We start from the raw sequence: 26,546 nt of genomic DNA, 5'->3' as shown, positions 1-26,546 counted from the left end.
ACACAGTGCGTGTTATCGATCACCCGATTGGGGTGAATTGATCACCCAGTTGCTCGTAACGCCGCTCCGCGCCATCCCTATAGTCACGGTGATGAGGCCCCGCTGCGGGCGGGGTGATCTGACCACAGGGGAGTAACTGCCACATGCCAGCCGAGCCGCTGTCCTGCCGCCTGTGCGGTTCGCCGGACCTGCGGAGCGTGGTCGACCTCGGCGCCAGTCCGCCGTGCGAATCGTTCCTCGCGCCGGACCAGCTCGACGCGCCCGAGCCGGCGTACCCCCTGCACCTGCGGATCTGCCCGGACTGCCTGCTGGCCCAGCTGCCGCCCCTGATCGATCCCGTCGAGACTTTCACCGAATACGCTTACTTCTCGTCATTTTCCTCCTCCTGGCTCGCGCACGCGGAACGGTTCGTCGACTCCGCGGCCGCCCGCCTGGGCCTGGGCCCGGACTCCTTCGTCGTCGAGGTCGCCAGCAACGACGGGTACCTGCTGCGCAACGTCGTCGCGCGCGGCGTGCGCTGCCTGGGCATCGAGCCGTCGGTCAACGTCGGCGCGGCCGCCCGGGAGGCCGGCGTGCCGACCCTGACCGAGTTCCTGACCCCGGAGACCGGCGAGCGCGTGCGGCGCGAGCACGGCCCGGCGGACCTGGTGGTGGCCAACAACGTCTACGCCCACATCCCCGACGTCCTCGGGTTCACGCGCGGCCTGCGCGCGCTCGTCGCCGACGACGGCTGGGTCTCGATCGAGGTGCAGCACCTGCTCAGCCTCATCGAGCTGACCCAGTACGACACGATCTACCACGAGCACTTCCAGTACTACACGCTCGCCTCGGCCCGCCGCGCCCTCGCGACCGCCGGCTTGGCCGTGGCCGACGTCGAGCTGCTGGACACCCACGGCGGCTCGATCCGCGTGTGGGCGCGGCCGGCCGAGGTCGCGGGCGAGCCGTCGGCGCGCGTCACCGGTGTGCTGGAGCGCGAGCGGGCCGCGGGCCTGCACGAGCTGTCCGGGTACGCCGGTTTCGCCCGCCGTGTCGGCGAGGTCCGGTTGTCCCTGCTGGAGTTCCTGATCGGGGCGAAGCGCCGCGGCGAGCGCGTGGTCGGCTACGGCGCGCCGGGCAAGGGCAACACGCTGCTCAACCACTGCGGGATCCGGCCCGACCTGCTCGAGTACACTGTGGACCGGAATCCGTACAAGCACGGCCGGTTCACCCCCGGTACGCGCATCCCGATCCTCGAACCGGACCGGATCGAGGCGGACCGCCCCGACTACGTGCTCGTGCTGCCGTGGAACCTGCGCGCCGAGCTGACCGAGCAGCTGCGCCACATCGCGGACTGGGGCGGCCGGCTGGTGTTCGCGATCCCGGAACTCGAGATCGTCTCCCCGGAAGTCCCGGAAATCCCCGCGCTGCAGGCTGTCGAGGTGAACTGAATGAAGGTGGTGCTCTTCTGCGGTGGCTACGGGATGCGCATGCGCAACGGCCCCGCGGACGACGTCCCGAAGCCGATGCAGATGGTCGGCCCGCGGCCGCTGCTGTGGCACGTGATGCGCTACTACGCGCACTTCGGGCACACCGAGTTCGTCCTGTGCCTGGGCTACGGCGCCCGGCACATCAAGGACTTCTTCCTGTCCTACACCGAGACCGCGTCCAACGACTTCGTGCTGCGCGGTGGCGAGGTCGAGCTGCTGTCCACCGACATCAGCGACTGGACGATCACGTTCGTGCACACCGGTGTCGAATCGCCGATCGGCGAGCGGCTGCGGCGCGTGCGCGAGCACGTCGAGGGCGAGGAGATGTTCCTGGCCAACTACGCCGACGTGCTCACCGACGCCCCGCTCGACGTCATGGTCGACAACCTCGCCGCCGCCGACGCGGGCGCCTCGATGATGGTGGTTCCGCCGCAGTCGTCGTTCCACTGCGTCCAGTTCGCCGGCGACGGCAACCGGGTCTCCTCGATCAGCTCGGCCAGCCGCCTGCCGCTGTGGGAGAACGCCGGCTACTTCGTGCTCCGCCAGGAGATCTTCGACCACCTGCCGGAGAACGGCGACCTGGTCGAGGACGGCTGCGCCGCACTGGCCGAAAAGGACCGCCTGATCGCCTACCCCTACCGCGGGTTCTGGCAGCCCGCGGACACGTTCAAGGAACGGGCGGCGCTCGACGCGGCCTACGAGAGCGGCGCGCGACCCTGGATGCTGTGGGAGCGCCCGTCCACGATCCCGGCGGGGGTGCGGTGATGCGCGTTCTGCTGACCGGTCACCAGGGGTACCTGGGCTCGGTGATGGCGCCGGTGCTGCGCGAGGCCGGGCACGAGGTGCTCGGGCTGGACTCCGGCCTGTTCGCGGCCTGCGTGCTCGGGCCGCGGCCGGACGACCCGCCGGGCGAGCCGGCGGACCTGCGCGACGTCACCGCCGACCGGCTGTCCGGAGTGGACGCCGTGATCCACCTGGCCGCGCTGTCCAACGACCCGCTCGGCGCCCTCGCGCCCGAACTGACCTACGAGATCAACCACACCGCGTCGGTCCAGCTGGCCAAGCTCGCCAAGGACGCCGGGGTGCGGCGGTTCCTCTACGCCTCCACGTGCTCGGTCTACGGCGCGGCGGGGGAGGAGCTGGTGACCGAGGACGCGCCGCTGCGCCCGGTCACCCCGTACGCCGAGTCCAAGGTCCGGGTCGAGGACGACCTGCACGACCTCGCCGACGCCGGCTTCAGCCCGGTGTACCTGCGCAACGCCACCGCCTTCGGGTTCTCGCCGCGGCTGCGCGCGGACATCGTCCTGAACAACCTGGTGGGCCACGCCGTGCTCACCGGCCAGGTGCGGGTGCTCTCCGACGGCACTCCGTGGCGGCCGCTGGTGCACGCGCTCGACATCGCCCGGGCCTTCGCGGCGGCGCTGACCGCGCCCGCCGAAGCCGTGCACGACCGGGCGTTCAACGTGGGCACCGAGGCCAACAACCTCACCGTCCGCCAGATCGCCGAGTCCGTGGTCACCGCGGTGCCCGGCTCGGAGCTGCTGATCACCGGCGAGGCGGGCCCGGACCCGCGCTCCTACCGGGTCGACTTCTCCCGGATCCGGGAAGCGCTTCCCGGCTACGACGCCGTCTGGACCGTCGCCGACGGCGCCAGGGAACTGGCCGGGCACTACACCCGTCACGGCCTGACCATGGAGGCCTTCACCGGGCGCTACACGCGCCTGGCGTGGCTGAAGTCCGAACAGGCCCGCGGCGCGCTCGCGGCGGATCTGCGAAGAGACCGAACCTGACCGCAGGGCCGCGCGTCCCAGACAGCAGCACCAGCAGCCCCGCCACCCCCGACCCGCACACCACCCCCAGGGTGTGCCCGCCAGCAAGGACAGCACGGCGTTGACGATCATGGATTCCCCCAGTCCCGTCACCGACTACGAGAACCTCGGCGACGCGTTCGCCTTCGCCGCCGCGCACCCGCCCCGCCGCGGCCCCGATCCGCGCGTCACCATCGTGGTCCCGGCCAAGAACGAGGCGCCGAACCTGCGCGAGGTCCTGCCCGAGCTGCCGCCGGTGCACGAGGTGCTGGTGGTCGACGCCGACTCCGGCGACGGCACGCCCGAGGTCGCCCGCGCCGCCCGTCCCGGCACGCGCGTGATCCGGCAGACCCGCCGGGGCAAGGGCAACGCGCTGGCCTGCGGCTTCCTCGCCGCCTCCGGCGACGTCATCGTCATGTTCGACGCCGACGGCTCGGCCGATCCGGCGGAGATCCCGCGGTTCGTGGAAGCGCTCACCGGCGGCGCCGACTTCGCCAAGGGCACCCGGTTCGCCCCCGGTGGCGGCAGCCACGACATCACACACCTGCGCGCGGCCGGCAACTCCGGCCTCAACCGGCTGTCGAACACGCTCTTCAGCGCCGGCTTCACCGACCTGTGCTACGGGTACAACGCGTTCTGGCGCGACCTGGTTCCCCTGCTGAACCTGCCGCCGGTGTTCGCGCCGGCCGGCGAGGAGATGCTGTGGGGCGACGGCTTCGAGATCGAGACCGTGATCAACTGCCGGATGGCCGCGCTGGGCCTGTGGATCACGGAGGTGCCCAGCGTCGAGCGGGCCCGCCTGCACGGTGAGACCAACCTGCGCACCTTCTCCGACGGCGGGCGGGTGCTGCGCACGCTGGTGGCCGAGTGGCAGCGGGTCGGCCGTCAGCGCCGCAGCCGGCGCTTCGGCCTGTTCACCCCCGAGCCCGCCGCCGAGGTCCCCGCGCCGCTCGCGCTGGACACGAAGGTTCCCGAAGCATGACCTCGTTCGACACCAGCGTGGTGATCTGCGCCTACACCGAACGGCGCTGGGCGGACCTGGCCGCGGCGGTGGCCTCGGCCCGCGGGCAGTCGGTGCCGCCGCGCGAGATCATCGTGGTCGTCGACCACAACCCGGAGCTGGAGCGCCGGGCCGCCGCGGAGTTCGACGGCGTGACGGTGGTGCCCAACGCCGGGCGGCGCGGACTGTCCGGCGCCCGCAACACCGCGCTCGGCATCGCCAAGGGCGACGTGATCGCGTTCCTCGACGACGACGCCGAGGCCGCGCCGGACTGGCTGGAGCAGCTGCTGGCCGGCTACCGCGACCGGGACGTGCTGGCCGTCGGCGGCTCCGCCCGGCCGCGCTGGCCCGCCGGGCGGCGGCCCGCGAAGCTGCCGGCGGGCCGCGGCTCGCTCACCGGCGAGCTGGACTGGGTCGTCGGCTGCACCTACACCGGGCAGCCCACCGCCGAGACGCCGGTGCGCAACCTCATGGGCTGCAACATGTCCTTCCGCCGCGAGGCCTTCGCGCTGGCCGGGGTGTTCTCCGAGGACCTCGGCCGCATCGGGCGCACCCCGCTGGGCTGCGAGGAGACCGAGCTGTGCATCCGGCTGCGCCAGGCGGCGCCGGACGCGCGGATCGTCTTCCGGCCCGAGGCCGTGGTGCACCACCGCGTGACGCCGGACCGGGTCACCTGGGCGTACCTGCGCCGCCGCGGCTGGGGCGAGGGCCTGTCCAAGGCCTACGTCTCCCGCCTCGTCGGCAGGGAGGCGGCGCTGTCCACCGAGCGGGACTACCTCAGCCGGGCCATCCCGGCCGCGGTCGTGCGCGAGTTCGGGCGCCTGGCAGTGGGCCGCGTGAGCGGTGCCTCCGGTGTGCTCGGCCTGGTGACCGTGGTGTCCTCGACCGCGGCCGGCTACCTGCGGGGCAAGGCGCAGATCCGCACCCCGCGGCCCGGCCCGTCGCCGTCGCTGGTGCACGGCCCGATCCACATCGCCACCGTCGAGGCGCGCACCGCGCCGGAGGTGCTGCCCGTCCCGCACCGGCGGGTGGGGCACTACCGGGCGGCGCAGGTGCTGGTCCGCGACGGCGACCGCACGGTCGACGTCCTGCTGCTCCCGGTCGAGCACGGCGTGGTGCGGCTGCCGAACCTGGCCGCCCCGCCCGCCCCGCGCCGGCGCCCGGAGTTCACCAGACCGCCGGTCAGCGTCGTCATCCCGACCGCGTACCGCAAGCGGGAGGCCGTCGCGAGCGCCCGCGCCGCGCTCGAGGCCGGGTACCCCGATCTCGAGGTGATCGTGGTCGACAACCTGCCGCGGCTGCCCGAGGGGGACGCCTGGTTGCGCGGCGAGGTCGAGGCCCTCGGCGCGCGTTACCTCGTCGAGCCGCGCAAGGGTGTCAGCACCGCGCGCAACACCGGGGCCCGCGCGGCGAGCCACGACCTGATCGCGTTCGTGGACGAGAACATCACCGTCGAGCCGGGCTGGTTCGACGCGGTGGCCGAGGAGTTCGCCGCGGACCCCGCGGTCGCGTGCGTGACCTCGCTGGTGCTCCCGGCCAGCCTGGAGACCGACGCCGAGGTCCTGTTCGAACGGCTCAAGGGCTACAGCAACTCCGTGCGGTGGCAGCGGATCGACCGCGACACCGCCCGCGAGGACCCGCTGTACCCGCTGTCCATGGCGCGTTACGGCCCGGGCAGCTGCGCGACCTGGCGCCGCGCGGTGTTCGAGGACCTCGGCGGGTTCGACCCGCTGCTCGGCGCCGGCACGCCGACGATGGCGGGGGAGGACCTGGACCTGTTCGTGCGGCTGGCCTACGCCGGCGGCGCGGTGGTCCACACCCCGCACGCCGTGGCCCGGCACATCCACCGCGCCGACTGGCTCGAGCTGCGCGAGCGGATGCGCGGCTACGGCGTGGGACTGGCCGCGATGCTCCTGCTGTCCGTGCGCCGCCGCCCGGTCACCGCGTTCTCCATCCTGCGCCGGGTGCCGCGCGGGGCCGCCCGCCTGGCCGCGCGCACGCCCGAACTGCCGCTGTCCGACCGCGCGGCCCGCTCGCGCCTGCGGCAGCTGCGCCGCGACGAGCGCCTGGGCCTGCTCGGCGGCGCCGCGGCCCTGGTGCGGGCCCGGGGTGAGGGCGGGTCCGGCCACCGGTGAAGATGGTGGGCGACGGGCAGGAGGGGCACGTGTGGTCGAGCAGCAGCTGAGGATCCGGCGGTACACCGCCTGCGGGCTGCTCGCGGTTTGCCTGGTGACGATCGTGCTCGTCTGGTCCGGGCTGGACTTCGCGCTGCGGCCGGTCGCGGTGCTGGTGTTCGTGCTGACCGCGCCCGGCTGGGCCCTGATCTCCTACGTCAACGTCCGGCACCTGTCGGTCACCTGGATCAGCGCGGTCGGCCTCTCGCTGTCGATCACGCTGATCCTGGCGCAGGTCCTGGTGCTCACGCACGCCTGGTATCCGGAGGCGGCGGTCGTGGTGCTGGCGTTCGTCACCGCGATCCCGCTGGCGCACCACGTCCAGCGCAGCCGCACCGGTGAGGGCCGATGACGCTGGAGAAGGAGACCGCACCCGGGAAGGGCATGGTGGCCGACGGGCTGGCGCTGTCGGCGTCGGCCGCGATCACCGCGCTCGCCGGGATGATCGGCTGGGTGCTGGCCGCGCGCCTGCTGCCGGCCGCCGAGGTCGGCGACACCTCCGCGTTCGTGTCGGGTTTCCTGCTCATCGCCGGGATCGCCGAGCTCGGCCTGGGCCCGGCGGTGCTGCGCTGGCTGCCCCGCGCCGGTTCCCGGCAGCCGAAGCTGCTGCTGCGCACCTACCTGGTCGTGCTGGCCGGCGGTGTCGTCGGCTCGGTCGCGTTCGTGCTCGTGCCCGCCGGCGCGGACGTCGTGCACCGGGTGCCGGCCGGGGTGGCCTGGTTCCTCGTCGCCGGCATCGGCTGGACCCTGTTCCAGTTCCAGGACGAGGTGCTGACCGGGCTCGGGCTGGCCCGCTGGGTGCCGGTGGAGAACACCTCGTTCAGCGTCGCGCGCCTGGGCCTGCTGGCCGGGCTCGGGCCGGTCGCCGGCGCGCTCGGGCTGGTGCTGTCCTGGGCGGTGCCGACGCTGATCGGCGTCGTGGTCGTGACGATCCTGATCCGGCGGTCGGTGCGGCGCACCGCGGCTGCGCGGGAGCCGGGCGTGCTGCCCGACCGGCGCGAGATCCTGCGCCTGCTGGCCCCCTCCTACCCCGCCATGGTGTGCGTGGTGGTGCTCTACAACCTGGTGCCGCTGATCGTGCTGCACCGGTTCGGCGCCGAGGCCAACGCCGTCTTCTTCGTGGTGTGGACCGCGATCAACGCGCTCGACGTCGCGGCCACCGCGTTCGTCAACCCGCTGGTGGTGCGCCTGTCCGCCGAACCGGATCACGCCCGGTCGCTGGTCACCGGCGCGGGCAAGCGGCTGGTGATGGTGTTCGTCCCGCTGCTCGCGGCCGGCGCGCTGCTGGCCTGGGTGATGCTGGCGATCTTCGGCCCGGAGTACACCCAGGGCACCGACCTGTTGCGGGTCCTGCTGGCCGCCCAGGTGCCCCGGCTGGCCGTCGTGCTCGGCGTCGCCGTGCACCTCGCCGCCGGGCGCGGGGCGGGTGTGGCGCTGTTGCAGGCCGCGACCGCCGCCTCCGCGGTGGTGCTGGCGCTGCTCGTGCCGACCGCGTTCGGCTTCGGGACCGGAATGCTGGTCGCCCAGACCGTCATCGCCGCGGCGGTGCTGATCGACCTGCGGCGGCGGCTGTCCCGGGCGGCGCGTCCGTGACCGAGCCGCCCACCCGGTTCCTGCGCCCGCTACGCCCGGACCGGCCCATCCGCCCCTCGCCCCGCCCGCGCGAGCCGATGCGGTTCACCCAGCCGCCCCCGCCCGGCACGCCGACCCGTTACATCCCGGCCTCCGGTCGGCTCGGCGCACCGTCGGAGAAGCCGCCCGCCCGCGCCGTCGACTCGCGTCCCCGGCTGGGCACCGGCGCCGGGCGGCCGGCGTTCCTCGCCGACCCGTTCTTCGGCCCCGGCCTCGCCGCGGTCGCGGTGGTGCTGTGGATCATCGGGCTGCACCCGATCCCGCCCGAGGAGATCGGCGGTCTCGGCCTGGTGGCCGAACTGTCGGTCCCGACGCTGCTGTCCTACCCGCTGCTGGTCGCCGCGGTGGTGCTGGAACTGCTGCGCTACCGGCCGCGCACCTGGCTGCTGTCGCTCTACACGCTCGTCGGCGTGCTCGGGGTGTACGGGCTGCAGCCCGCGGTCGAGGAGGTCGCGCGCCTGCCGGTGGCGTGGCTGCACGCCGGCTTCGCCGACTACATCGCCACGCACGGCGACATCCTGCACGACTACGACGCGCGGTTCTCCTGGGCCGGGTTCTTCTCCCTGGTCGCGATGATCACCCGCGCCGCGGGGCTGGGCGACGCGATCCCGTTCCTGAACTGGGCGCCGGTCCTGCTGTCCGGCCTCGCGGTCCTGGGCGTGCGCGCGCTGGCCGTGTCGGCGCTGGGCAACCGGCGCGCCGCGTGGATCGCCCCGTGGCTCTACCTGGTCGCCAACTGGACCGAGCAGGACTACTTCTCCCCGCAGGGCACCGCGATGGTGCTGCTGCTGGCCGCGCTGACCCTGACCTTCCGGCACCTGGTGCGGCCCCGCCTCACCGAACCGGTGAAAGCGCGGCTGCGGGCCCGGCTCGCGCCGCGGTCGAGCCCCAAGGCGCGGCTGGTCGCCCAGGGCGCGGTCGTGCTCATCGGGCTCGCGCTCGCGCCGACCCACCAGCTGACGCCGTTCGTGCTCGGCGTCCTGCTGTTGCTGCTGCTGGTGTTCGGCCGGTTGTGGCCGGCGTGGATGCCGTTCGTGGTCCTCGGCGGCGCCGTGGTGTGGTTCTCGCTGGGCGCGTCGGAGTTCTGGAGCGGGCAGCTGGTCCAGATGATCCTCAGCCCGCTCGGCGACGTCGGGTCCTCTGTGGATGAGGGCATCGTGGCCCGGTTCGCCGGCAGTCCCGGCCGGCTCGTCGTGCTGACCGTGCGCATCGCGATCACGCTGTTCGTGGCGGCGATGGCCGGGTACGGCATCTGGCGCATGTGGCGGGACTCGCTGCGGTCGTGGCTGCTGCCCGCGCTGTGCGTGGCGCCGTTCGGGCTCGCCGTGGCCCAGCCCTACGGCGGCGAGGTCTTCATGCGCTGCTTCCTGTTCTCGCTGCCGGTCATGGCGCTGCCGGCCTCGCTCGCGCTGGAACGGGCGGTCACCTCGGCGCGGCGGCTGCGCTGGCGCAACCGGCCGGCGCGGACCGTGCTGATGGCCGCGGTGCCGTGGGTCGTGCTCACCGGGCTGCTCGCCTCGACCGTCACCGCCCGCGGCGGCAACGACGCCTACACCAGCTTCCACGACAGCGACATCGCCGCCGCCTCGTGGGCGGTGCACCAGGCGGAGCCGGGGCAGCGGGTGGACTCGCTGGTCAACTCGGTGCCGCTGTCGTTCGCGCGCGTGGGCGAGGTGTCCCAGTACGAGGTCGACGGCTATTGCGAGAAGGAGCTGGCCGACGTGCCCGCGCTGGTCGGCTGCCTTCGCCTGAAGGGCCCCGATTATCTTGTGCTCACGGAGCCGCAGTGGGCCTACCTGAAGATCTTCGACCAGGTGCCCGCCACCTACGGCGCCGACCTCGTGCGCGAGCTCGAGGCGACCGGGGTGTACCACGTGGTGTTCGACGATCGCGGGTCGCTCGTGCTCGGCCGGACGACGCCCGCCGAGCGGTTCGTGCAGGGCAGTGGCGGAGGAACGAGTTGAGCGAGATCCGGTCCCTTTCCCGGCGGCTGAGAGACCAGGTGCGCATCGAGCTGTGGTCGATGACCGTCGGTGCGGTCGTCAACGGCGTGCTCGGCAGCGCCGTGGTGCCGCGCCCGCTGCGGCTGCTCGGCTACCGCGCGTTCGGCGCGCGCATCCGGTCCGGCAACATCTTCGCCGGGCTGCGCATCTACGGCGCCCTGCGCAACATCGAGATCGGCCGCCGCACCTTCCTCAACGCCGAGTGCTACCTGGAGTCGGTCGGCCCGATCAGGATCGGCGAGGCCTGCCAGTTCGGGCCGCAGGTCATGATCGTCACCTCGCACCACCCGACGCTGCCCGACGGCAGGGTCTCCCGCGTCGCGCAGGCGCGGCCGGTGGTGATCGGGGACCGGGTGTGGGTCGGTGCGCGGGCGCAGATCCTGCCCGGCGTGCGCATCGCCGACGACGTGGTGATCGCGGCCGGCGCCGTCGTCGCGCGGGACTGCCCGGTGCCCGGCGTCTACGCCGGCGTGCCGGCCCGGCTGGTGCGCGAGACGACCGTGGCGGGACAGCCGGCGTGAGCCAGGCCGACTTCCTCACCCTGGTCACGGCGCTGCTCGGGCTGGCCCTGCTCGTCGTGCTGGTGTGGCGGACCGTCCTCAAGGAGCGGGCGGTCGGGCGCCGCTCGACCGACACGGCGTCGGCCCGCACCGAGCGGATCCGCACCCTGGACCTGGTCGCGGTCGGGCTGACGGTGCTGACGGCGATCGGCGCGATCTGGCGGATCGTGGTGGGACTGACCCTGTGAGCCGGTCACCCCGGCAGCAGGATCGCCAGCGGTGGCACCGTCACCGACAGTCCGCCCCGGCGCAGCGGCGCGGCCCGCGGCTGCGGGTTGATGGTCACGTTCCCCTGTGGCGCGACGAACTGCACCAGGTCGGCCGGCTTGCGGTGCACGTCGACCAGGCCGTCGCGCAGACGCGGGGCGAGCCACGTCCACGCCGCGGTCAGGCTGGTCGGCCGCAGCACGTCCGAACCGGCCCTGGCCTGCGACCAGAGCGCGGCGTAGGGCAGGTCGTCGCTGGCCTCGGGTTGCCACAGCAGCATCGCCGCCGCGCCCGCGTCGGCGGCGCGGGCCACCGCGTCGAGCGTGGCCACCGCGCGAGCCTGGTCCACCGGCACCGCGTTGTCCGGGGCCTGCCCGGACGGTGTGGTGGTGGGCGGGCTGGTCTTCGTGGTGGTGGGCGCGCTGGACTTCGTGGCGGTGGCGGGCTTCGGGGTCCCGGTCGTGGCCGCGGGTGCGGTGGTCGTGGTGGGCTCGCCGGTCGTGGTGGGCGTGGTGCTCGTGGGCTCACCGGCGCGGGTGGGTTCGCCGGAGGGCGTGGGTCCGCCGGACGGGGTGGGTGCTGTGGTCGTGGTGGGCGTGCTGCTCGCCGCGGGTGCCGTGCTCGTGGCCGGTGGGCTGCTCTTCGCGGGGGCGCCGGGCTGGTCGGCCGGGGGAGCGGCGTCCGGGTAGAACTCCGACCACCACACGGGCAGGCCCGTGACGCCGCGCGCCCAGCGGGTGGCGTCGGAGTAGATCTGGCTCGCCCGGTCGGGTGTGGTGATCAGGCCCTTGTCGCGGGTCGCGGTGGAGGCGTCCAGCGCCACGAAGTCCGCGCCGTGCTTGTGCTCGTTCCAGTACTCCACGACGTCCAGCGACCGCTGGTCGACCACGCCGTAGGGACCGCGCAACTCGGACGGGTGGTCCGTGGCCTCCGCCGACGACCAGGTGTTGATCACCACGTACGGGCCGCCGATCAGCGCGTCCGGCCGCACCTTCTTCACCGCGTCGTAGACCTGGTTGTAGAGGTCGGTGTAGCCCTCCTGGTCCCAGCGGCCCTTCGCGGAGTCCCAGAACCCCTTGAGCTCGTTCCACACCTGGAAGTAGCGCACCTGCGGATAGCGCTGGGCGACCACGGCCGACAGGCGGGCGAAGTCGGCGAAGTGCGCGCGCAGCGGGGCGGCGGCCAGGTCGTCCCAGTTCGTCGTGCCCGTCGCGCCGCCCTTCATCCAGTCGGGTGCGCAGCACAACGTGATCACCGGGGTGCCGCCGGTACGCCCGATCAGGTCCATCCGCTCGTCCAGGCGGGACCAGTCGTAGCGGCCGGGTACCGGTTCCGGGTTGCCCACGCCGAAGCCCATGATGTGCTGGTTCTGCAGCATCGGCGTGGCGCCCAGGATCTGCTCGCCGCTCTCCCGCTGTCCGGGTGTGAGCCACGAGTCGAGGCTGTACTGTGCGTGCGTCACGCCCAGTACGAGCCCGCCCCCGGCGCCGGGTCGCAGCGCCACCGCGGGTGGAGCCGGGGGCTCGTCCCGGTCCCCCGGAGCCCAGCTGAACAGCCCCGCCACGAGCAGGGCGACGATCGCGAAGATCCCCACGCGTGCCAGCATGAGCGACCGAACATCGTCGTGCCTGTTCAGAGCTACACCCGGAAGGGGGAAACGGAGTGAGCGCGGCCGCGGTCTCCGTGTGCATCCCGGCCTACCAGGCCGGGCGCTACCTCGCCGACACGGTCCGGAGCGTCCTGGCGCAGACCCTCGACGACGTCGAGGTCGTCGTGCTGGACAACGCCTCCACCGACGAGACCCCGGACATCCTGCGGGGGTTCACCGATCCCCGGCTGCGGGTGCTCCGCAACGACCGGGTGCTGCCGCTGGCGGAGAACTGGAACCGCGTCGTCGCCGAGTCCCGCGGCCGGTTCGTCAAGCTGGTGTGCGCCGACGACCTGCTGCACCCGGACTGCGTGCGCAGGCAGTACGAGGTGCTCGCGAGCGACCCCGCGATCGCCCTGGTGTGCGCCCGCCGCGACATGATCAACGAGGCCGGCGAGGTGCTGGCCGCCAACCGCGGCCTGCGCGGGCTGGTGGGCCGCCAGCCGGCGGGCACGGTGATCCGCAAGATCGTCCGCCACGGCGGCAACCCGCTCGGGGAGCCCGGCGGCGCCTTGTTCCGGCGGGAGCAGTTCGACGCGGTCGGCGGGTTCGACGCCCGCTGGAAGTTCCCGATGGACCTGGCGCTGTGGATCGGCCTGCTCGGCCACGGCGACTTCGTCGGCCAGCGGGAGTCGCTGGCCGCGTTCCGGGTCCGGCGGAGCTCGTTGTCGGCGCGGGCGCAGCGCGCGGAGTACGCCGAGCAGCGGGCGCTGTCGGAGGGGCTGGCCAGCGATCCGGGGTGGGGCGTGCGGCCGGTCGACCGCCTGGTCGGTGCGGCGATGGCGCCGGGTGCCCGTCTGCGCAGGCAGGCGCTGTTCCTGGTCGCGAAGCGGCAGGGCGAGCGGGGGTAGATCTCCCACCCGTTCGGGGGACGATAGGTTGTCGCCCGTGGTGCGTCGCGTAGTCATCCTGATCGCCTGCGTAGTCCTGGCGGGTGTCGCGATCATCGCCGTGCGAGTGACGTCGGATCGCTTCGAGTCGGATGGCGACACGCCGACGGTGGTGACGGCGCCACCGAGCACGGCCGTGGTGACCCCGGACCGGTCGGACGAGGCCGCGGTCAACTACGGATGGCGGCTCACCGACTCCGACGACTTCGACGGCCGCCGGGTGGACACCTCCAAGTGGGAGGTCTACCAGGGGTTCAACACGGTCTCGGGGGAAACGCTGAGCAAGGACCAGTGCGTGGTCCGCGGCGGCGTCCTCACCCTGGTCGGCAACGGCGACGACACCGCTGCCACCTGCGGCATCGCCTGGCACGACGATCGCACCTACGGTCGGTGGGAGGTGCGGGCGCGGTTCCCGGCGCCCGCCGACCACGACTTCAACCCGGTGCTGCTGCTGTGGCCGGAGAGCGACACCAACGCCGACGGCGAGATCGATTTCGCCGAGATCTACGACCCGGCGCGCCAGTTCGTGGAGAGCTGGCTGCACGGCAAGGGCAACACCGACGCCGGCCACACCAGGAAGGACCCGTTCGACATCACCGGGTGGCACAACTACGCCGTCGAATGGCAGCCCGACCACGTCACCTGCTACATCGACGGCGTCGCCTGGGCGACCTACGGCATGCCGGGGACCATCCCGGACCAGCCGATGCACCTGGTCATCCAGCAGAACCACAACCGGCACAAGCCGCAGCCGCCCCTCCGCAGCACCGCGGAGGTCGACCGGGTTCGCCTGTACGAGTGACGACCGGCACACCGGAAATAGTCAAGCGCTCAACCAGGTTGGAGTCGGTGACAGTTCAACTACCGACAACGGGAGTACGTCGATGACTTCGACCAGCAGCCTCGCCGAGACCCTCCAGCTGCCGCAGGAGGTCCAGGACCTGCTGTTCCGCGAGGCGCGGACGGCCAACTCGTTCTCCGACGAGCCAGTCGGCGAGGAGCAGATCCAGGCGATCTACGACCTGGTCAAGTGGGCCCCGACCTCGATGAACACCCAGCCCCTGCGGGCGCTGGTCATCCGCTCCGAGGAGGGCAAGCAGCGGCTGCTGCCGCACATGTCGGAGGGCAACCGCGCCAAGACGGCGAGCGCCCCGGTGACCGTGGTGCTGGCCGCCGACACCGACTTCCACGAGAACCTGCCCAAGACCTTCCCGCACAAGCCCGACGCCAAGGACCTCTTCGCCGGCGACGAGTCCGGCCGCGAGGGGTTCGCGCGCCTGAACTCGCTGCTGCAGGTCGGCTACTTCATCATCGGCGTGCGCGCCGCGGGCCTGGCCGCCGGCCCGATGACCGGCTTCGACGCCGCCGGTGTGGACAAGGAGTTCTTCGCCGACCGCAACTGGAAGTCGCTGGTCGTGATCAACGTCGGCAAGCCGGGCGACAACCCGTGGTTCGACCGGCTGCCGCGGCTGGACTACGACGAGGTCGTCGAGACCGTCTGACCTCCCTCGCTGAAAAGCCGCTGGCGGGCGGCGGATAGCATCGGTGGGTCACCACTTCGCATCCGAAGGAGCCCATCGTGAACCAGCCGTCGTCCGCCGCAGCCGCACCCGCCGTCAGCGTGGTGGTGCCGGCCGGGACCACGGCCGGCACCGCGATCCGGGAGGCGGGCCTGCCGACCAAGGGCCCGGACGCGATCGTCGTCGTCCGCGACGCCGACGGGCGCCTGCGCGACCTGGCGTGGGCGCCCGAGGCGAACACCCCGGTCGAGGCCGTCGCGGCGAACACCGAGGACGGCCGCAGCGTCATCCGGCACTCCGCGGCGCACGTCCTCGCCCAGGCCGTGCAGCAGCAGTTCCCGGAGGCCAAGCTCGGCATCGGCCCTCCCGTCAAGGATGGCTTCTACTACGACTTCCTCGTCGACAAGCCGTTCACCCCGGAAGACCTGCAGGCGCTGGAAAAGCGCATGAAGCAGATCGTCAAGGGGGCGCAGCAGTTCTCCCGCCGCCGCTTCGACTCGCCCGAGCAGGCCCGCGAGGAGCTGGCGAACGAGCCGTTCAAGCTCGAGCTCATCGACCTCAAGTCCGATGTGGACACTTCCGAGGTCATGGAGGTCGGCGGCGGCGAGCTGACCATCTACGACAACCTCGACCCGCGCACCAAGGAGCGCGTGTGGAGCGACCTGTGCCGCGGCCCGCACGTGCCGACCACCAAGTTCATCCCGGCGTTCAAGCTGACCCGCGTCGCCGCCGCCTACTGGCGCGGCAGTGAGAAGAACCCGCAGCTGCAGCGCATCTACGGCACCGCCTGGGAGTCGGCCGAGGCGCAGGAGGCCTACCTGGAGCGGCTGGCCGAGGCCGAGCGGCGCGACCACCGCAAGCTGGGCGCCGAGCTGGACCTGTTCTCCTTCCCCGACGAGATCGGCTCGGGCCTGCCGGTGTTCCACCCCAAGGGCGGCATCATCCGGCAGGAGATGGAGAACTACTCCCGGCAGCGCCACGTCGAGGCCGGCTACGAGTTCGTCTATTCGCCGCACATCACCAAGGGCACGCTGTTCGAGGTCTCCGGTCACCTGGACTGGTACCGCGACGGCATGTTCCCGGCGATGCACCTCGACGCCGAGTACGACGACGAGGGCAAGGTCCGCAAGCCCGGGCAGGACTACTACCTCAAGCCGATGAACTGCCCGTTCCACGACCTGATCTTCGCCTCGCGCGGCCGGTCCTACCGCGACCTGCCGATGCGGCTGTTCGAGTTCGGCACGGTCTACCGGTACGAGAAGTCCGGTGTGGTGCACGGCCTGACCCGCGCCCGCGGCTTCACCCAGGACGACGCGCACATCTTCTGCACCCAGGAGCAGGTGGCCGACGAGCTGCGGTCGCTGCTGGACTTCGTGCTGAACCTGTTGCGCGACTACGGTCTGGACGACTTCTACCTCGAGCTGTCCACCCGCAACGACGAGAAGTACGTCGGCTCCGACGAGGTGTGGGCCGAGGCCACCGAGGTGCTGCGGCAGACCGCCGAGGCCTCCGGCCTGGAGCTGGTGCCGGACCCGGGTGGCGCGGCGTTCTACGGGCCGAAGATCTCGGTGCAGGCCAAGGACGCGCTGGGCCGGTCGTGGCAGATGTCGACCATCCAGCTGGACTTCAACCTGCCCGAGCTGTTCAAGCTCGAGTACACCGCCGCGGACGGGTCCCGCCGGCGTCCGGTGATGATCCACCGCGCGCTGTTCGGCTCGATCGAACGGTTCTTCGGGGTGCTCACCGAGCACTACGCGGGCGCGTTCCCGGCGTGGCTGGCGCCGGTGCAGGTGGTCGGCATCCCGATCGCCGACGAGCACGTCGAGCACCTGCGCGGGGTGGAGAAGGCGTTGCGCGCCAAGGGGATCCGCGTCGAGGTGGACACCAGCGACGACCGGATGCAGAAGAAGATCCGCACGCACACCACCCAGAAGGTGCCGTTCATGGTGCTGGCGGGCGGCAAGGACGTCGAGGCGGGCGCGGTGTCGTTCCGGTTCCGCGACGGCAGCCAGATCAACGGTGTCGCGGTCGCCGACGCGGTCGAGGCCATCGCCGGCTGGGTCGAGCGGAGGGAGAACGGGTCGCCGAGCGCGGAGGCGCTGAAGGCGGTCCTGCCTTGACCGAGCCGGAGCTGGTGGGCCAGGACGGGGTCGGCGTGCCGGACGCGCTGCAGCGGCTGTGGACCCCGCACCGGCTCGCCTACGTGCAGGGCCAGGACAAGCCGGAGGGCGACGAGGCCGAGGGCTGCCCGTTCTGCCGCCTGCTGGGCATGGACGACGCGGACGCGCTGATCGTGGCCCGCGGCGAGCACGTGTGGGCGGTGCTGAACCTCTACCCGTACAACCCGGGTCACCTGATGGTCCTGCCGTACCGGCACGTGGCCGACTACCCGGACCTGACCGCGGACGAGACCCGCGAGCTGGCCGAGTTCACCCAGCACGCCATGAAGGTCGTGCGGTCGGTGTCCGGGGCGCACGGGTTCAACATCGGCATGAACCAGGGCGTGATCGCCGGCGCGGGCATCGCCGCGCACCTGCACCAGCACCTGGTGCCCCGCTGGGGCGGCGACGCGAACTTCATGCCGGTGATCGGTCAGACGAAGGTGCTGCCCCAGCTGCTGGGCGAGACGCGGGAACTGCTGTCCAAGGCCTGGCAGCGCGTGGACTGACGCGAACGGGCCCGGACGGCAGTTCCGCCCGGGCCCGTCCAGAAAGGGGTGTCAGGCCTGCAGGCCGGCCTCGATGTTCAGCTCGATCTTGACCTTGTCGCTGAGCACGGCGGTCGGGATGGTGGCGCCGACGCCGAAGTCGCTGCGCTTGATCTCGGTGGTGGCGGAGATGCCGAAGACCTTGCTGCCCTCGCTCATGCCGTCGGCGAAGCCGCCGACCTCGGCGGTCAGCGTGACCGGCTTGGTGACGCCGTGGATGGTGAGGTCACCGTCGATGAAGTACTCGCCGTCCTCGGCGCGGATGCCGGTGGAGGTGAACGTCAGGGTGGGGAACTGCTCGACGTCCAGGAAGTCCGCACCGCGCACGTGGGCGTCGCGGTCGGCGTTCTTGGTGTCGATGCTGGCGGCCTTGATGGTCGCGGTCACCTTCGAGTCGGCGAGGTCGGCACCGGTCACGATCTCGCCCTCGACCTCGGCGAAGCGGCCGCGGACCTTCGACACGCCCAGGTGGCGGACGACGAAGTCGACGTCGGAGTGCGTCGAGTCGATGGTCCAGGTGCCGGCGATGTAGCCGGGGATCTCGGTCGTCGAAGCGGTCATCTGTGATCTCCTTGCGAAGTACGTGCTTGGTTGAGCCCTCAACCACACAGTAGCGAAAGACTGGTTGAGCTCTCAACCAGGGGTAGGATGTACCGCATGTCCGAACCACGATGGCTCAGCGACGACGAGCAGCGTGTGTGGCGCGCGTTCACGGCCGCCGTGACGATGCTCCGCGGCCACGTGGAATCCCAGCTCCAGCGTGAGGCGGGGATGCCGCAGACCTACTACGAGGTGCTCGTGGTCCTGTCCGAGGCGCCCGGCCGCACGCTGCGGATGAGCGAGCTGGCGGAGAAGTGCCATTCGTCACGCAGCCGGCTCTCGCACGCCGTGGCCCGGCTGGAGGCCAACGGCTGGGTGCGCCGCGACACCTGCGGCACGGACAAGCGCGGCTCGTTCGCCCGCCTCACCGACCGCGGGTTCGCCGCGCTGGAGGCCGCCGCCCCGGGGCACGTCGAAGCGGTGCGCGAGGCCCTGTTCGACGCGCTGACACCGGATCAGGTCGAGGCGCTGGGCGAGATCGCCGACGCCATCCGCAACCGGCTCCGGCCGCAGTGCGCGGCGGCGCTGGAGGCCGCGGACGCGCGTCTGGACCAGCTCGCCTGAGCACCCGCCGCGGGTTGGGCGCGCCACGTCACCGGATCGTCGTACCGGGTGGATAGGCTGCGGTCAGCAAACCGACCCCGCAGCCCAGGTGGACGCCGAGAGCGATGGACATGCCCGCCGATACCGCCCTACCGACGATCTGATGCTGAACATCTTCGCGCGAGCGTCCGTCTCGCGAGCCCTGGACCCGCTCGGCCACGCGCTGATGCGGGCCGGGCTCACCCCGAACGCGATGACCCTGATCGGCACGGCGGGCGCGATCGCCTGCGCACTGGTGTTCTTCCCGAACGGGATGCTGCTGGCCGGCACGTTCACCGTGTGGGGCTTCGCGATGCTCGACCTGCTCGACGGCGCGATGGCCCGCGCCCGCGGGTACGGCACCCCGTTCGGCGCCACCCTGGACGCGACCTGCGACCGCCTCGCCGACGGCGCCCTGTTCGCCGGCATCGCCTGGTGGTGCTTCGCGGTCGAGCACAACCTGCGCGCCGCCGCCGCGTGCCTGATCTGCCTGGTGCTGGCGCAGGTGATCTCCTACATCAAGGCGCGTGCCGAGGCGGAGGGCCTCAAGGCCGACGGTGGTCTGGTCGAGCGCGCCGAGCGGCTGATCATCGCGCTCGTCGGCACCGGCCTGGAGGGGCTGGGCGTGCCGTTCGCGGTCGAGGGCACCCTGTGGCTGCTCGCGGCCGGGTCGATCATCACCACGGTCCAGCGGATGCTGGCCGTGGCCGCCTCCGCCCGGGAGGCGGGCTGATGGGCCGGTTCGGCGAGCGGATGGCGGACCTGGGCTACGCGGCGGGCTGGAACGTGGTGCGCCGCCTGCCGGTGCCGCTGGCCAAGGCCGGTTTCGGGCTGGCCGCCGACTTCGCCGCGTGGCGCAAGGGCCCGGGGGTGCGGCAGCTGCGCCGCAACCTGGCTCGCGTGGTGCCGCAGGCCGGCGAGGCCGAGCTCGACGAGCTGACCCGGCAGGCGGTGCGGTCCTACGCGCGCTACTGGCACGAAGCGTTCCGGCTGCCCAGCCTCGATCCGAAGGACATCCGGGCCAGGGTGGACGCCACCATCAGCGGCGTGGAGTACCTCGACGCGGCGCTCGCCGAGGGCAACGGGGCCGTGGTCGCCCTGCCGCACAGCGGGAACTGGGACGTGCCGGGGATCTGGGCCGTCGGCCGCTACGGCCCGTTCACCACCGTCGTCGAGCGCCTGAAGCCGGAGTCGCTGTTCCAGCGGTTCGTGGCCTACCGCGAGTCGCTGGGCTTCGAGATTCTGTCCGCCGACGGCGGCACCGGCTCGTTCCGGCTGCTGCTGCAGCGGCTGCGGGAGAACCGGGTGGTGTGCCTGATCGCCGACCGCGACCTGTCCGGCGGCGGCATCCCGGTGTCGTTCCTGGGGGAGAAGACGAGCATGCCGGGCGGTCCCGCGCGGCTGGCCGCGAGCACCGGGGCCGCGTTGCTGCCGGTGGGCAGCTGGTTCACCGAGGACGGCTGGGGTCTGCGGATCCACCCGCGGATCCGCGTGGCCCACCGCACCGAGGTGCCCGCCGCGACCCAGGCGCTGGCCGACATCTTCGCCGGGGACATCGCGGCGCACCCGGCGGACTGGCACATGATGCAGAAGTTGTGGACTGCCGATTTCGAGGAGGACGGCGTTCCCGCGCGGGAGGAAGCGGCGTGAAGGTCGGGATCGTGTGCCCGTACTCCTTCGACGTCCCCGGCGGTGTCCAGGGGCACGTCACCGATCTGGCGCGGGCGCTCCTGGATCGCGGGCACGAGGTGTCGGTGCTGGCTCCCGCCGACGAGGACGCCGACCTGCCGGACTTCGTGCACCCCGCGGGCAAGGCGCTCGGCATCCCGTACAACGGGTCGGTGGCGCGGCTGCAGTTCGGCCCGGTGTCCTACGCCCGGGTCCGGCGGTGGCTGCGCGACGGGGCGTTCGACGTGCTGCACCTGCACGAGCCGGCCGCGCCGAGCCTGTCGCTGCTGGCGCTGAAGGTCGCCGACGGGCCGATCGTCGCCACCTTCCACACGTCCACGCCGCGGTCGCGGACCCTGTCGGCGTTCCAGCCGGTGCTGCGGCCGCTGCTGGAGAAGATCACCGCGCGGATCGCGGTGTCCGCGCTGGCGCGGCGGGTGCAGGTCGAGCACGCCGGGGGCGACGCCGTGGAAATCCCCAACGGCGTGGACGTGGAGTTCTTCTCCCGTGCGAAGCCCCTCGACGGGTATCCGCGGGCCGGCGGCACGATCGGGTTCGTGGGCCGGTTCACCGAGCCGCGCAAGGGGATGGAGGTCCTGCTCGACGCCGCCCGGCGCCTCGTGCCGGAGTTTCCGGACCTGCGCCTGCTCGTGGTCGGCCGCGGGGAGCCGGAGGCGCTGCGCCGCATGGCGGGCCCCCAGCTGGCTCCGCACCTGGAGTTGCTCGGCCAGGTCGACGACGCGACGAAGGCGCGGGCGCTGCGCAGTGCCGACGTCTACTGCGCGCCCAACACCGGCGGGGAGAGCTTCGGGATGATCCTCACCGAGGCGATGGCGGCCGGCACCGCGGTCGCCGCGTCCAACCTGGACTCCTTCCGCCGTGTGCTCGACGACGGCCGCGCCGGGGCGCTGTTCACCACCGGTGACCCCGCGGCGCTGGCGGAGTGCCTGCGTGAGCTGCTCGGCGATCCGGCGCGGCGGGCGTCGCTGGCCGCGGCGGCGGGGGAGCGGGTCGCGATCTACGACTGGCCGGTGGTGGTGACGCAGGTCCTGCGGGTGTACGAGACGGCGATCGCCGCCGACCCGCGCCGGGTCAGCGCGGAGGAAGTACCGCAGTGAGCGTTTTCGTGCTGGTCGTGTCGATCGTGGCCGCGGTGGTCGTGCTCGGCGGGCTGTTCCTGGTGGCCACCGCCAACCGGCTGGACCGGCTGCACGTCCGGCTTGACGCGGGGTGGGCGGCGCTGGACGCGGCGCTGGCCCGGCGGGCGGTGGTGGCCCGCGCGGTGGCCGCGGTGGACGGTGCGGCGCCGGGTCTGCGCGAGGCGGCGGACATCGCGGAGAAGGCGCCGCGCGCCGAGCGCGAGGTCGCGGAGAACGAGCTGACGCGGCTGCTGGCGTCCATCGACCGTTCCCGGCTGCCCGCCGAGCTGGCGGGGGAGCTGGCCGACGCCGAGCACCGGGTGGTGATCGCGCGGCGCGTGCACAACGACGCGGTCCGGGACACGCTGGCGCTGCGGCGGCGACGGAAGGTGCGGTACTTCAAGCTCGCCGGCACCGCGCGGCAGCCGGAGTACTTCGAGATCGCGGAGCCGCCGGTTCCGGGCGCCTAGGATCGGGGGATGGCTTCGGAAACAGACGCCGCGTGCGCGGTGGCGCACGGCGAAGGTGCAGCTGAGCAGGAGACGCGGACGCTGGTGGCCGTGTTCGCGTCACCGGTCGCGAGTTTCCTGCTGCGGTACGGGCAGGACCTCGGTTACCGCCCGGTGCTGTTCGACCCGGACCCGTCCCGGTCGATCGATGTCGCGGTCAAGGTCACGAGCGTGCTGCCGGACCTGGACGAGGACACCGACGTCGTGGTGACCGACCACCACCGGCCCGAGCTGGGTCCGGCGCTGCGGGACGTGCTGGCGCGGCCGGTGCGCTGGGTGGGGGTGATGGGCAACCCGCGGCACGAGGGCCCGCACGTCGAGGCGCTGCGCTCGCTGGGCGTGCCCCAGGCGGACATCGACCGCGTGCACCGGCCCATCGGACTGGACATCGGGTCCCGCCGCCCGGCCGAGATCGCGATCGCCACGCTGGCCGGCCTGATCGCCGACCGCAATTCCCGCCCGGGCGGCTTCTTCACCCGCTGACGCATCGGCCGGCCCGCCGGGTGGCGAGCGTGTGGTCCCGTGCCGAGGTCTGCGCGGACCGGGCGGTCAGCGCGGCGCGGCGCGCACGGCGGCCCCCACCGCCCCCGCGTCGAGGTCGACCTCCACCACGTCGCCCTCGCGCCGGCCGCGTTCGCTCACCGCCAGGCCGATCAGCGCCAGCTCGGCGGCCCGGTCCCGCAGCACCCGCTGCTCCGGTGTCTCGGCCGGCAACGGCTCGATCTCGTCCCGTTCCCAGGCCGCGACCGCGGCGTCGGCGAGCGCCCGCGGCAGCCGCACCGTGATCCGGCCGGCCTGCTCACCGACGGCGGCGCCGATCGCCGCGAGAACGTCGGCGTCCTCCCGGTAGCGGGCGTACTGGCTGGTCATGCGCCGAGCATAGCGGCGATGATCACCGGGCGCCCGCGGTTTCCGGGTCAGGCCTGTGAGGCCGCCAGGTTCTCCGGCAGCGGGTCGTACCGCGCGTGCCGCCGGGTGAAGGTCGCCGTCCCGGAACTCAGTGACCGCAGCTCGGTGGTGTAGCGCAGCAGCTCCGTGGCGGGCACCTCGGCGCGGATGACGGTGCGGCCACCCTCCCCGGACTCGGTGCCCAGCACGCGGCCGCGCCGCGACGACAGGTCCCCGAGCACCGTGCCCAGGTACTCGTCGGGCAGCGACACCGCGACCTCGTCGAGCGGTTCGAGCAGCACGACCCGCCCGTTGGCGGCCGCCTCCTTCAGCGCCAGCGACCCGGCCGTCTGGAACGCCGCGTCGGAGGAGTCCACGCTGTGCGCCTTGCCGTCGACCAGCGTCACGCGCACGTCGACCACCGGGTACCCGGCGGTCAGCCCGCGTTGCAGCTGCGCCCGCACTCCCTTCTCCACGCTGGGGATGAACTGGTGCGGGATCGCGCCGCCGACGATCCGGTCGACGAACTCGAACCCGCTGCCGCGCGGCAGCGGCTCGACCTCGATGTCGCACACGGCGTACTGGCCGTGCCCGCCGGACTGCTTGACGTGCCGCCCGTGCCCCTTCGCCGGGCCGGCGAACGTTTCCCGCAGGCTCGTCTTCACCGGCTCGGTGTCCACTTCGGCCCCGCCGGCCCGGAGCCGGGACAGGACCACGTCCGCGTGCGCCTCGCCCATGCACCACAGGACCAGCTGCGCGGTCTCGGGGTTGCGTTCCAGCCGCAGCGTCGGGTCGCCGGCCACGAGCCGCGACAGGTTGCGCGCCAGGGCGTCCTCGTCGCTGCGGTTGCGGGCCACCACGGCGACCGGCAGCAGCGGCTCGGGCATCGGCCAGGGACGCATCAGGAGCGGGTGGTCGGGGGAGGAGACGGTGTCGCCGGTCTCGGCGGAGCCGACCTTCGTCAGCGCGCACAGGTCACCGGCCACGCAGTAGGGCACCTCGCGCAGGTTGGCGCCCAGCGGCGAGTACAGGTGCGCGACCCGTTCGTCGGTGTCGTGGTCCTCGTGCCCGCGCTCGGCCAGGCCGTGGCCGGAGACGTGCACCGGGCGTTCCGGGCGCAGCGTCCCGGAGAACACCCGCACCAGCGACACGCGCCCCACGTAGGAGTCCACGGCGGTGCGCACCACCTCAGCGGCCAGCGGCCCGTCCGGGTCTGTGCTCAGCTCGGGGTGGGCGGCGCCGTCGGGGGTGGTCACCGGCGGCAGCGCGTGCTCCAGCGGGGACGGGAACGCGCGCACGATCCCGTCCAGCACCTCGGCCAGGCCCACGCCGGTGGTCGCGCACACCGGGATGACCGGGTGGAACGAGCCGCGGGCGACCGCGGTCTCCAGGTCGGCGATGAGGGTGTCCTCGCCGATCTCCTCGCCCGCGAGGTAGCGGTCCATGAGCGTCTCGTCCTCGCTCTCGGAGATCACGCCCTCGATCAGCTCGTTGCGCGCCTCGGTGAGGCGCTCCAAGTCCTCCGGCGACGGTTCGCCGACGCGCGGCGGGTAGCCCTCGGAGTAGTCGAAGAACCGGCGGGTGATGAGCCCGATCAGGCCGGTGCCCGATCCGCTCGCCGGCAGGTACAGCGGCAGCACGCCCGCGCCGAAGACCTCCTGGCACGCGGCGATCTCGGTCTCGGCGTCGGCGCGGTGGTGGTCGAGGCGGGAGACGATCACGGCGCGCGGCATGCCCACCGCGGCGCACTCCTCCCAGATGGCCACCGTCGCCGGGTCCACGCCCTCGGCGGCGGACACGACGAACAGGGCGGCGTCGGCGGCGCGCAGCCCGGCCCGCAGTTCGCCCACGAAGTCGGCGTAGCCGGGGGTGTCGATCAGGTTGATCTTGTAGCCGTTGTGCATCACCGGCGCCACCGACAGCCCGACCGAGCGCTGCTGGCGCACCGCCGCCGGGTCGTGGTCGCAGACCGTGGTGCCCTCCACAACGGAACCGGCCCTGCTCACGGTGCCGGACACCGCGAGCAGGGCCTCGGTGAGGGTGGTCTTGCCGGATCCGGAGGGGCCGACCAGGACCACGTTGCGGACGTTGACCGGGTCGTCTACAGCGACCGCGGCTCCGGCATCGACGGTGCGGGCTTGTTTGTCGGCCATGGCAGGCTCCCGGGAACAACGCTGTCGAAGGTGTGTCTCCGATCACACACCCGGCGAGCATGGTCCGGCAACCCCGGTGCGGTGAGGTTGCGCCCACGGAGCGAAAGTGGCCTGCCGAGATAGGGCCGAACTGGCCTGGGAGAGCGGTCCACCGGCTCATACGCTGGAGGTTGTTGTTGGTTCTCCCTGAAAGGCGTCCTGTCGTGTCCGAAGTTCAGTCCAGCAGTTCCGCCGCGCCCGAGCGGGGCACCGCGCGTGTCAAGCGTGGTATGGCCGAGATGCTCAAGGGCGGCGTGATCATGGACGTCGTCACCCCCGACCAGGCGAAGATCGCCGAGGACGCGGGTGCCGTGGCCGTGATGGCGCTGGAGCGGGTGCCGGCCGACATCCGCGCGCAGGGTGGCGTGGCGCGGATGAGCGACCCGGACCTGATCGACGGCATCATCAGCGCGGTGTCCATCCCGGTGATGGCGAAGGCGCGCATCGGTCATTTCGTCGAGGCGCAGGTGCTGCAGTCGCTCGGCGTGGACTACATCGACGAGTCCGAGGTGCTGACCCCCGCCGACTACGCCAACCACATCGACAAGTGGGCGTTCACCGTGCCGTTCGTGTGCGGGGCCACGAACCTCGGGGAGGCGTTGCGGCGGATCAACGAGGGCGCGGCGATGATCCGGTCGAAGGGCGAGGCCGGTACCGGTGACGTCTCCAACGCGACCACCCACATGCGCAAGATCAGGGCGGAGATCCGGCGGCTGACGTCGCTGCCCGAGGACGAGCTGTACGTGGCCGCCAAGGAGATGCAGGCGCCGTACGAGCTGGTGCGCGAGGTGGCCGAGAAGGGCAAGCTGCCGGTGGTGCTGTTCACCGCCGGGGGCATCGCGACCCCCGCCGACGCGGCGATGATGATGCAGCTCGGCGCCGAGGGCGTGTTCGTCGGGTCCGGCATCTTCAAGTCGGGTGACCCCGCGAAGCGCGCGGAGGCGATCGTGAAGGCGACCACGTTCCACGACGACCCCGACGTGATCGCCAAGGTGTCGCGCGGCCTGGGGGAGGCCATGGTCGGCATCAACGTCGACGACGTGCCCGAACCGCACCGGCTCGCGGAGCGGGGCTGGTAGGTCGTTTCGGCGGGCCGGTGGGTGCGGACCGGTCGGCCGGCGGTCGTTTGGGTGTCCGGCGCCGGGTGGCGGTTGTTGGGTGGCCGGCCGGGTGGCGGTCCCGAGTGACGGTCGTTCGGCGGCCGGGTCCTCACGGGCTGGCGGCCAGCGGGGTGCGGAGCGGTCGGTGGTCGGCGGGGCGCGGAGCGGCTGGTTGTCGAGCGGCGGTCGGCCGGGTGTGCACCTGTGACCGGTGGCTGGCGGGGTGCGCACCGGCTGGTTGGCCGATGGCGGT

General features: G+C 72.6%; 26 protein-coding genes. 22 read left to right on the top strand and 4 right to left on the bottom strand.

The annotated features are described in order from the left end of the window. Positions 1-143 precede the first annotated feature (143 nt). The 10 genes from FB470_RS29750 (at position 144) to FB470_RS29705 (ending at position 10,831) form a co-directional block, all read left to right on the top strand. Positions 144-1,427 (top strand): class I SAM-dependent methyltransferase, encoded by a 1,284-nt coding sequence (locus FB470_RS29750; protein ID WP_306996798.1) that lies wholly within the window; start codon positions 144-146, stop codon positions 1,425-1,427. Beyond that, positions 1,428-2,231 (top strand): glycosyltransferase family protein, encoded by an 804-nt coding sequence (locus tag FB470_RS29745; RefSeq protein WP_306996796.1) that lies wholly within the window; start codon positions 1,428-1,430, stop codon positions 2,229-2,231. It begins immediately after the preceding gene. Continuing rightward, a complete protein-coding gene (locus FB470_RS29740; protein WP_306996794.1) occupies positions 2,231-3,256 on the top strand; it encodes an NAD-dependent epimerase/dehydratase family protein in 1,026 nt (341 codons plus the stop codon). The genes FB470_RS29745 and FB470_RS29740 overlap by 1 nt, the downstream gene beginning before the upstream one ends. A 73-nt stretch (positions 3,257-3,329) precedes the next feature. Beyond that, positions 3,330-4,256 (top strand): glycosyltransferase family 2 protein, encoded by a 927-nt coding sequence (locus FB470_RS29735; RefSeq protein ID WP_306996792.1) that lies wholly within the window; start codon positions 3,330-3,332, stop codon positions 4,254-4,256. Then, complete coding sequence (locus tag FB470_RS29730; protein WP_306996790.1) at positions 4,253-6,409, top strand: glycosyltransferase; 2,157 nt, start codon at positions 4,253-4,255, stop codon at positions 6,407-6,409. The genes FB470_RS29735 and FB470_RS29730 overlap by 4 nt, the downstream gene beginning before the upstream one ends. A 31-nt stretch (positions 6,410-6,440) precedes the next feature. Next, positions 6,441-6,800 carry a hypothetical protein gene (locus FB470_RS29725; protein WP_306996788.1) on the top strand — a complete coding sequence of 120 codons (360 nt, stop codon included), beginning with the start codon at positions 6,441-6,443 and terminating at the stop codon, positions 6,798-6,800. Next, positions 6,797-8,041: a lipopolysaccharide biosynthesis protein gene (locus tag FB470_RS29720; RefSeq protein WP_306996786.1), complete on the top strand. Its 1,245-nt coding sequence runs from the start codon at positions 6,797-6,799 to the stop codon at positions 8,039-8,041. The genes FB470_RS29725 and FB470_RS29720 overlap by 4 nt, the downstream gene beginning before the upstream one ends. After that, positions 8,038-10,044: a hypothetical protein gene (locus FB470_RS29715; protein ID WP_306996783.1), complete on the top strand. Its 2,007-nt coding sequence runs from the start codon at positions 8,038-8,040 to the stop codon at positions 10,042-10,044. The genes FB470_RS29720 and FB470_RS29715 overlap by 4 nt, the downstream gene beginning before the upstream one ends. 38 nt (positions 10,045-10,082) lie before the next feature. Next, positions 10,083-10,604: a DapH/DapD/GlmU-related protein gene (locus tag FB470_RS29710; RefSeq protein ID WP_306996781.1), complete on the top strand. Its 522-nt coding sequence runs from the start codon at positions 10,083-10,085 to the stop codon at positions 10,602-10,604. Next, positions 10,601-10,831 (top strand): hypothetical protein, encoded by a 231-nt coding sequence (locus tag FB470_RS29705; protein ID WP_306996779.1) that lies wholly within the window; start codon positions 10,601-10,603, stop codon positions 10,829-10,831. Before FB470_RS29710 ends, FB470_RS29705 begins: the two co-directional genes overlap by 4 nt. 5 nt (positions 10,832-10,836) lie before the next feature. Here the strand turns inward: FB470_RS29705 and FB470_RS29700 are convergent, their stop codons facing one another. Continuing rightward, positions 10,837-12,444, bottom strand: coding sequence for a glycoside hydrolase family protein (locus FB470_RS29700; protein WP_306996777.1), 1,608 nt, complete (start codon positions 12,442-12,444; stop codon positions 10,837-10,839). A 68-nt stretch (positions 12,445-12,512) separates the two neighbouring features. Here FB470_RS29700 and FB470_RS29695 point away from each other — a divergent pair, with 68 nt between their 5' ends. From FB470_RS29695 to FB470_RS29675, 5 genes are all read left to right on the top strand, one after another. Beyond that, entirely contained in the window at positions 12,513-13,349 is an 837-nt protein-coding gene (locus FB470_RS29695) for a glycosyltransferase family 2 protein (RefSeq protein ID WP_306996775.1), read from the top strand. Positions 13,350-13,386: 37 nt separating this feature from the next. Continuing rightward, positions 13,387-14,190 (top strand): glycoside hydrolase family 16 protein, encoded by an 804-nt coding sequence (locus FB470_RS29690; RefSeq protein WP_306996773.1) that lies wholly within the window; start codon positions 13,387-13,389, stop codon positions 14,188-14,190. A gap of 82 nt (positions 14,191-14,272) precedes the next feature. Beyond that, on the top strand, positions 14,273-14,890 hold the full coding sequence (locus FB470_RS29685) for a malonic semialdehyde reductase (protein WP_306996770.1): 618 nt from the start codon (positions 14,273-14,275) through the stop codon (positions 14,888-14,890). 77 nt (positions 14,891-14,967) lie between these two features. Continuing rightward, the gene (gene thrS, locus FB470_RS29680) at positions 14,968-17,028 is read left to right on the top strand and encodes a threonine--tRNA ligase (RefSeq protein WP_306996768.1); all 2,061 of its coding nucleotides are present in this window, start codon (positions 14,968-14,970) and stop codon (positions 17,026-17,028) included. After that, entirely contained in the window at positions 17,025-17,576 is a 552-nt protein-coding gene (locus FB470_RS29675; protein WP_306996766.1) for an HIT family protein, read from the top strand. Before thrS ends, FB470_RS29675 begins: the two co-directional genes overlap by 4 nt. Before the next feature lie 51 nt (positions 17,577-17,627). Here the strand turns inward: FB470_RS29675 and FB470_RS29670 are convergent, their stop codons facing one another. Then, positions 17,628-18,176, bottom strand: a complete 549-nt coding sequence (locus tag FB470_RS29670) for a YceI family protein (protein WP_306996764.1) — start codon at positions 18,174-18,176, stop codon at positions 17,628-17,630. A gap of 96 nt (positions 18,177-18,272) precedes the next feature. On the opposite strand from FB470_RS29670, the gene FB470_RS29665 reads away from it, so the two are divergent. From FB470_RS29665 to FB470_RS29640, 6 genes are all read left to right on the top strand, one after another. After that, positions 18,273-18,779, top strand: coding sequence for a MarR family winged helix-turn-helix transcriptional regulator (locus FB470_RS29665; protein ID WP_306996762.1), 507 nt, complete (start codon positions 18,273-18,275; stop codon positions 18,777-18,779). Positions 18,780-18,921: 142 nt separating this feature from the next. Further along, positions 18,922-19,530 (top strand): phosphatidylinositol phosphate synthase, encoded by a 609-nt coding sequence (gene pgsA, locus FB470_RS29660; protein ID WP_306996758.1) that lies wholly within the window; start codon positions 18,922-18,924, stop codon positions 19,528-19,530. Continuing rightward, a complete protein-coding gene (locus FB470_RS29655) occupies positions 19,530-20,447 on the top strand; it encodes a phosphatidylinositol mannoside acyltransferase (RefSeq protein ID WP_306996756.1) in 918 nt (305 codons plus the stop codon). The genes pgsA and FB470_RS29655 overlap by 1 nt, the downstream gene beginning before the upstream one ends. Beyond that, positions 20,444-21,583 carry a glycosyltransferase family 4 protein gene (locus FB470_RS29650; RefSeq protein ID WP_306996754.1) on the top strand — a complete coding sequence of 380 codons (1,140 nt, stop codon included), beginning with the start codon at positions 20,444-20,446 and terminating at the stop codon, positions 21,581-21,583. The genes FB470_RS29655 and FB470_RS29650 overlap by 4 nt, the downstream gene beginning before the upstream one ends. Continuing rightward, the gene (locus tag FB470_RS29645; RefSeq protein ID WP_306996752.1) at positions 21,580-22,074 is read left to right on the top strand and encodes a LemA family protein; all 495 of its coding nucleotides are present in this window, start codon (positions 21,580-21,582) and stop codon (positions 22,072-22,074) included. Before FB470_RS29650 ends, FB470_RS29645 begins: the two co-directional genes overlap by 4 nt. A 9-nt stretch (positions 22,075-22,083) precedes the next feature. After that, the gene (locus FB470_RS29640) at positions 22,084-22,596 is read left to right on the top strand and encodes an XdhC family protein (protein WP_306996750.1); all 513 of its coding nucleotides are present in this window, start codon (positions 22,084-22,086) and stop codon (positions 22,594-22,596) included. Between the two features lie 66 nt (positions 22,597-22,662). On the opposite strand, the gene FB470_RS29635 is transcribed toward FB470_RS29640, so the two are convergent. Together FB470_RS29635 and FB470_RS29630 are read right to left on the bottom strand one after the other, a co-directional pair. Then, positions 22,663-22,983 (bottom strand): hypothetical protein, encoded by a 321-nt coding sequence (locus FB470_RS29635; RefSeq protein WP_306996748.1) that lies wholly within the window; start codon positions 22,981-22,983, stop codon positions 22,663-22,665. 47 nt (positions 22,984-23,030) lie between these two features. Further along, positions 23,031-25,154, bottom strand: a complete 2,124-nt coding sequence (locus tag FB470_RS29630; RefSeq protein ID WP_306996746.1) for an elongation factor G-like protein EF-G2 — start codon at positions 25,152-25,154, stop codon at positions 23,031-23,033. A 203-nt stretch (positions 25,155-25,357) separates the two neighbouring features. Here FB470_RS29630 and pdxS point away from each other — a divergent pair, with 203 nt between their 5' ends. Next, on the top strand, positions 25,358-26,272 hold the full coding sequence (gene pdxS / locus FB470_RS29625) for a pyridoxal 5'-phosphate synthase lyase subunit PdxS (RefSeq protein ID WP_306996744.1): 915 nt from the start codon (positions 25,358-25,360) through the stop codon (positions 26,270-26,272). Positions 26,273-26,546: the final 274 nt, after the last annotated feature.

This window comes from Amycolatopsis thermophila (assembly GCF_030814215.1).
GTDB lineage: Bacteria > Actinomycetota > Actinomycetes > Mycobacteriales > Pseudonocardiaceae > Amycolatopsis_E > Amycolatopsis_E thermophila.
Note: the sequence above shows the minus strand (reverse complement) of the source record. Positions and strands in the feature narration are given on the sequence as shown.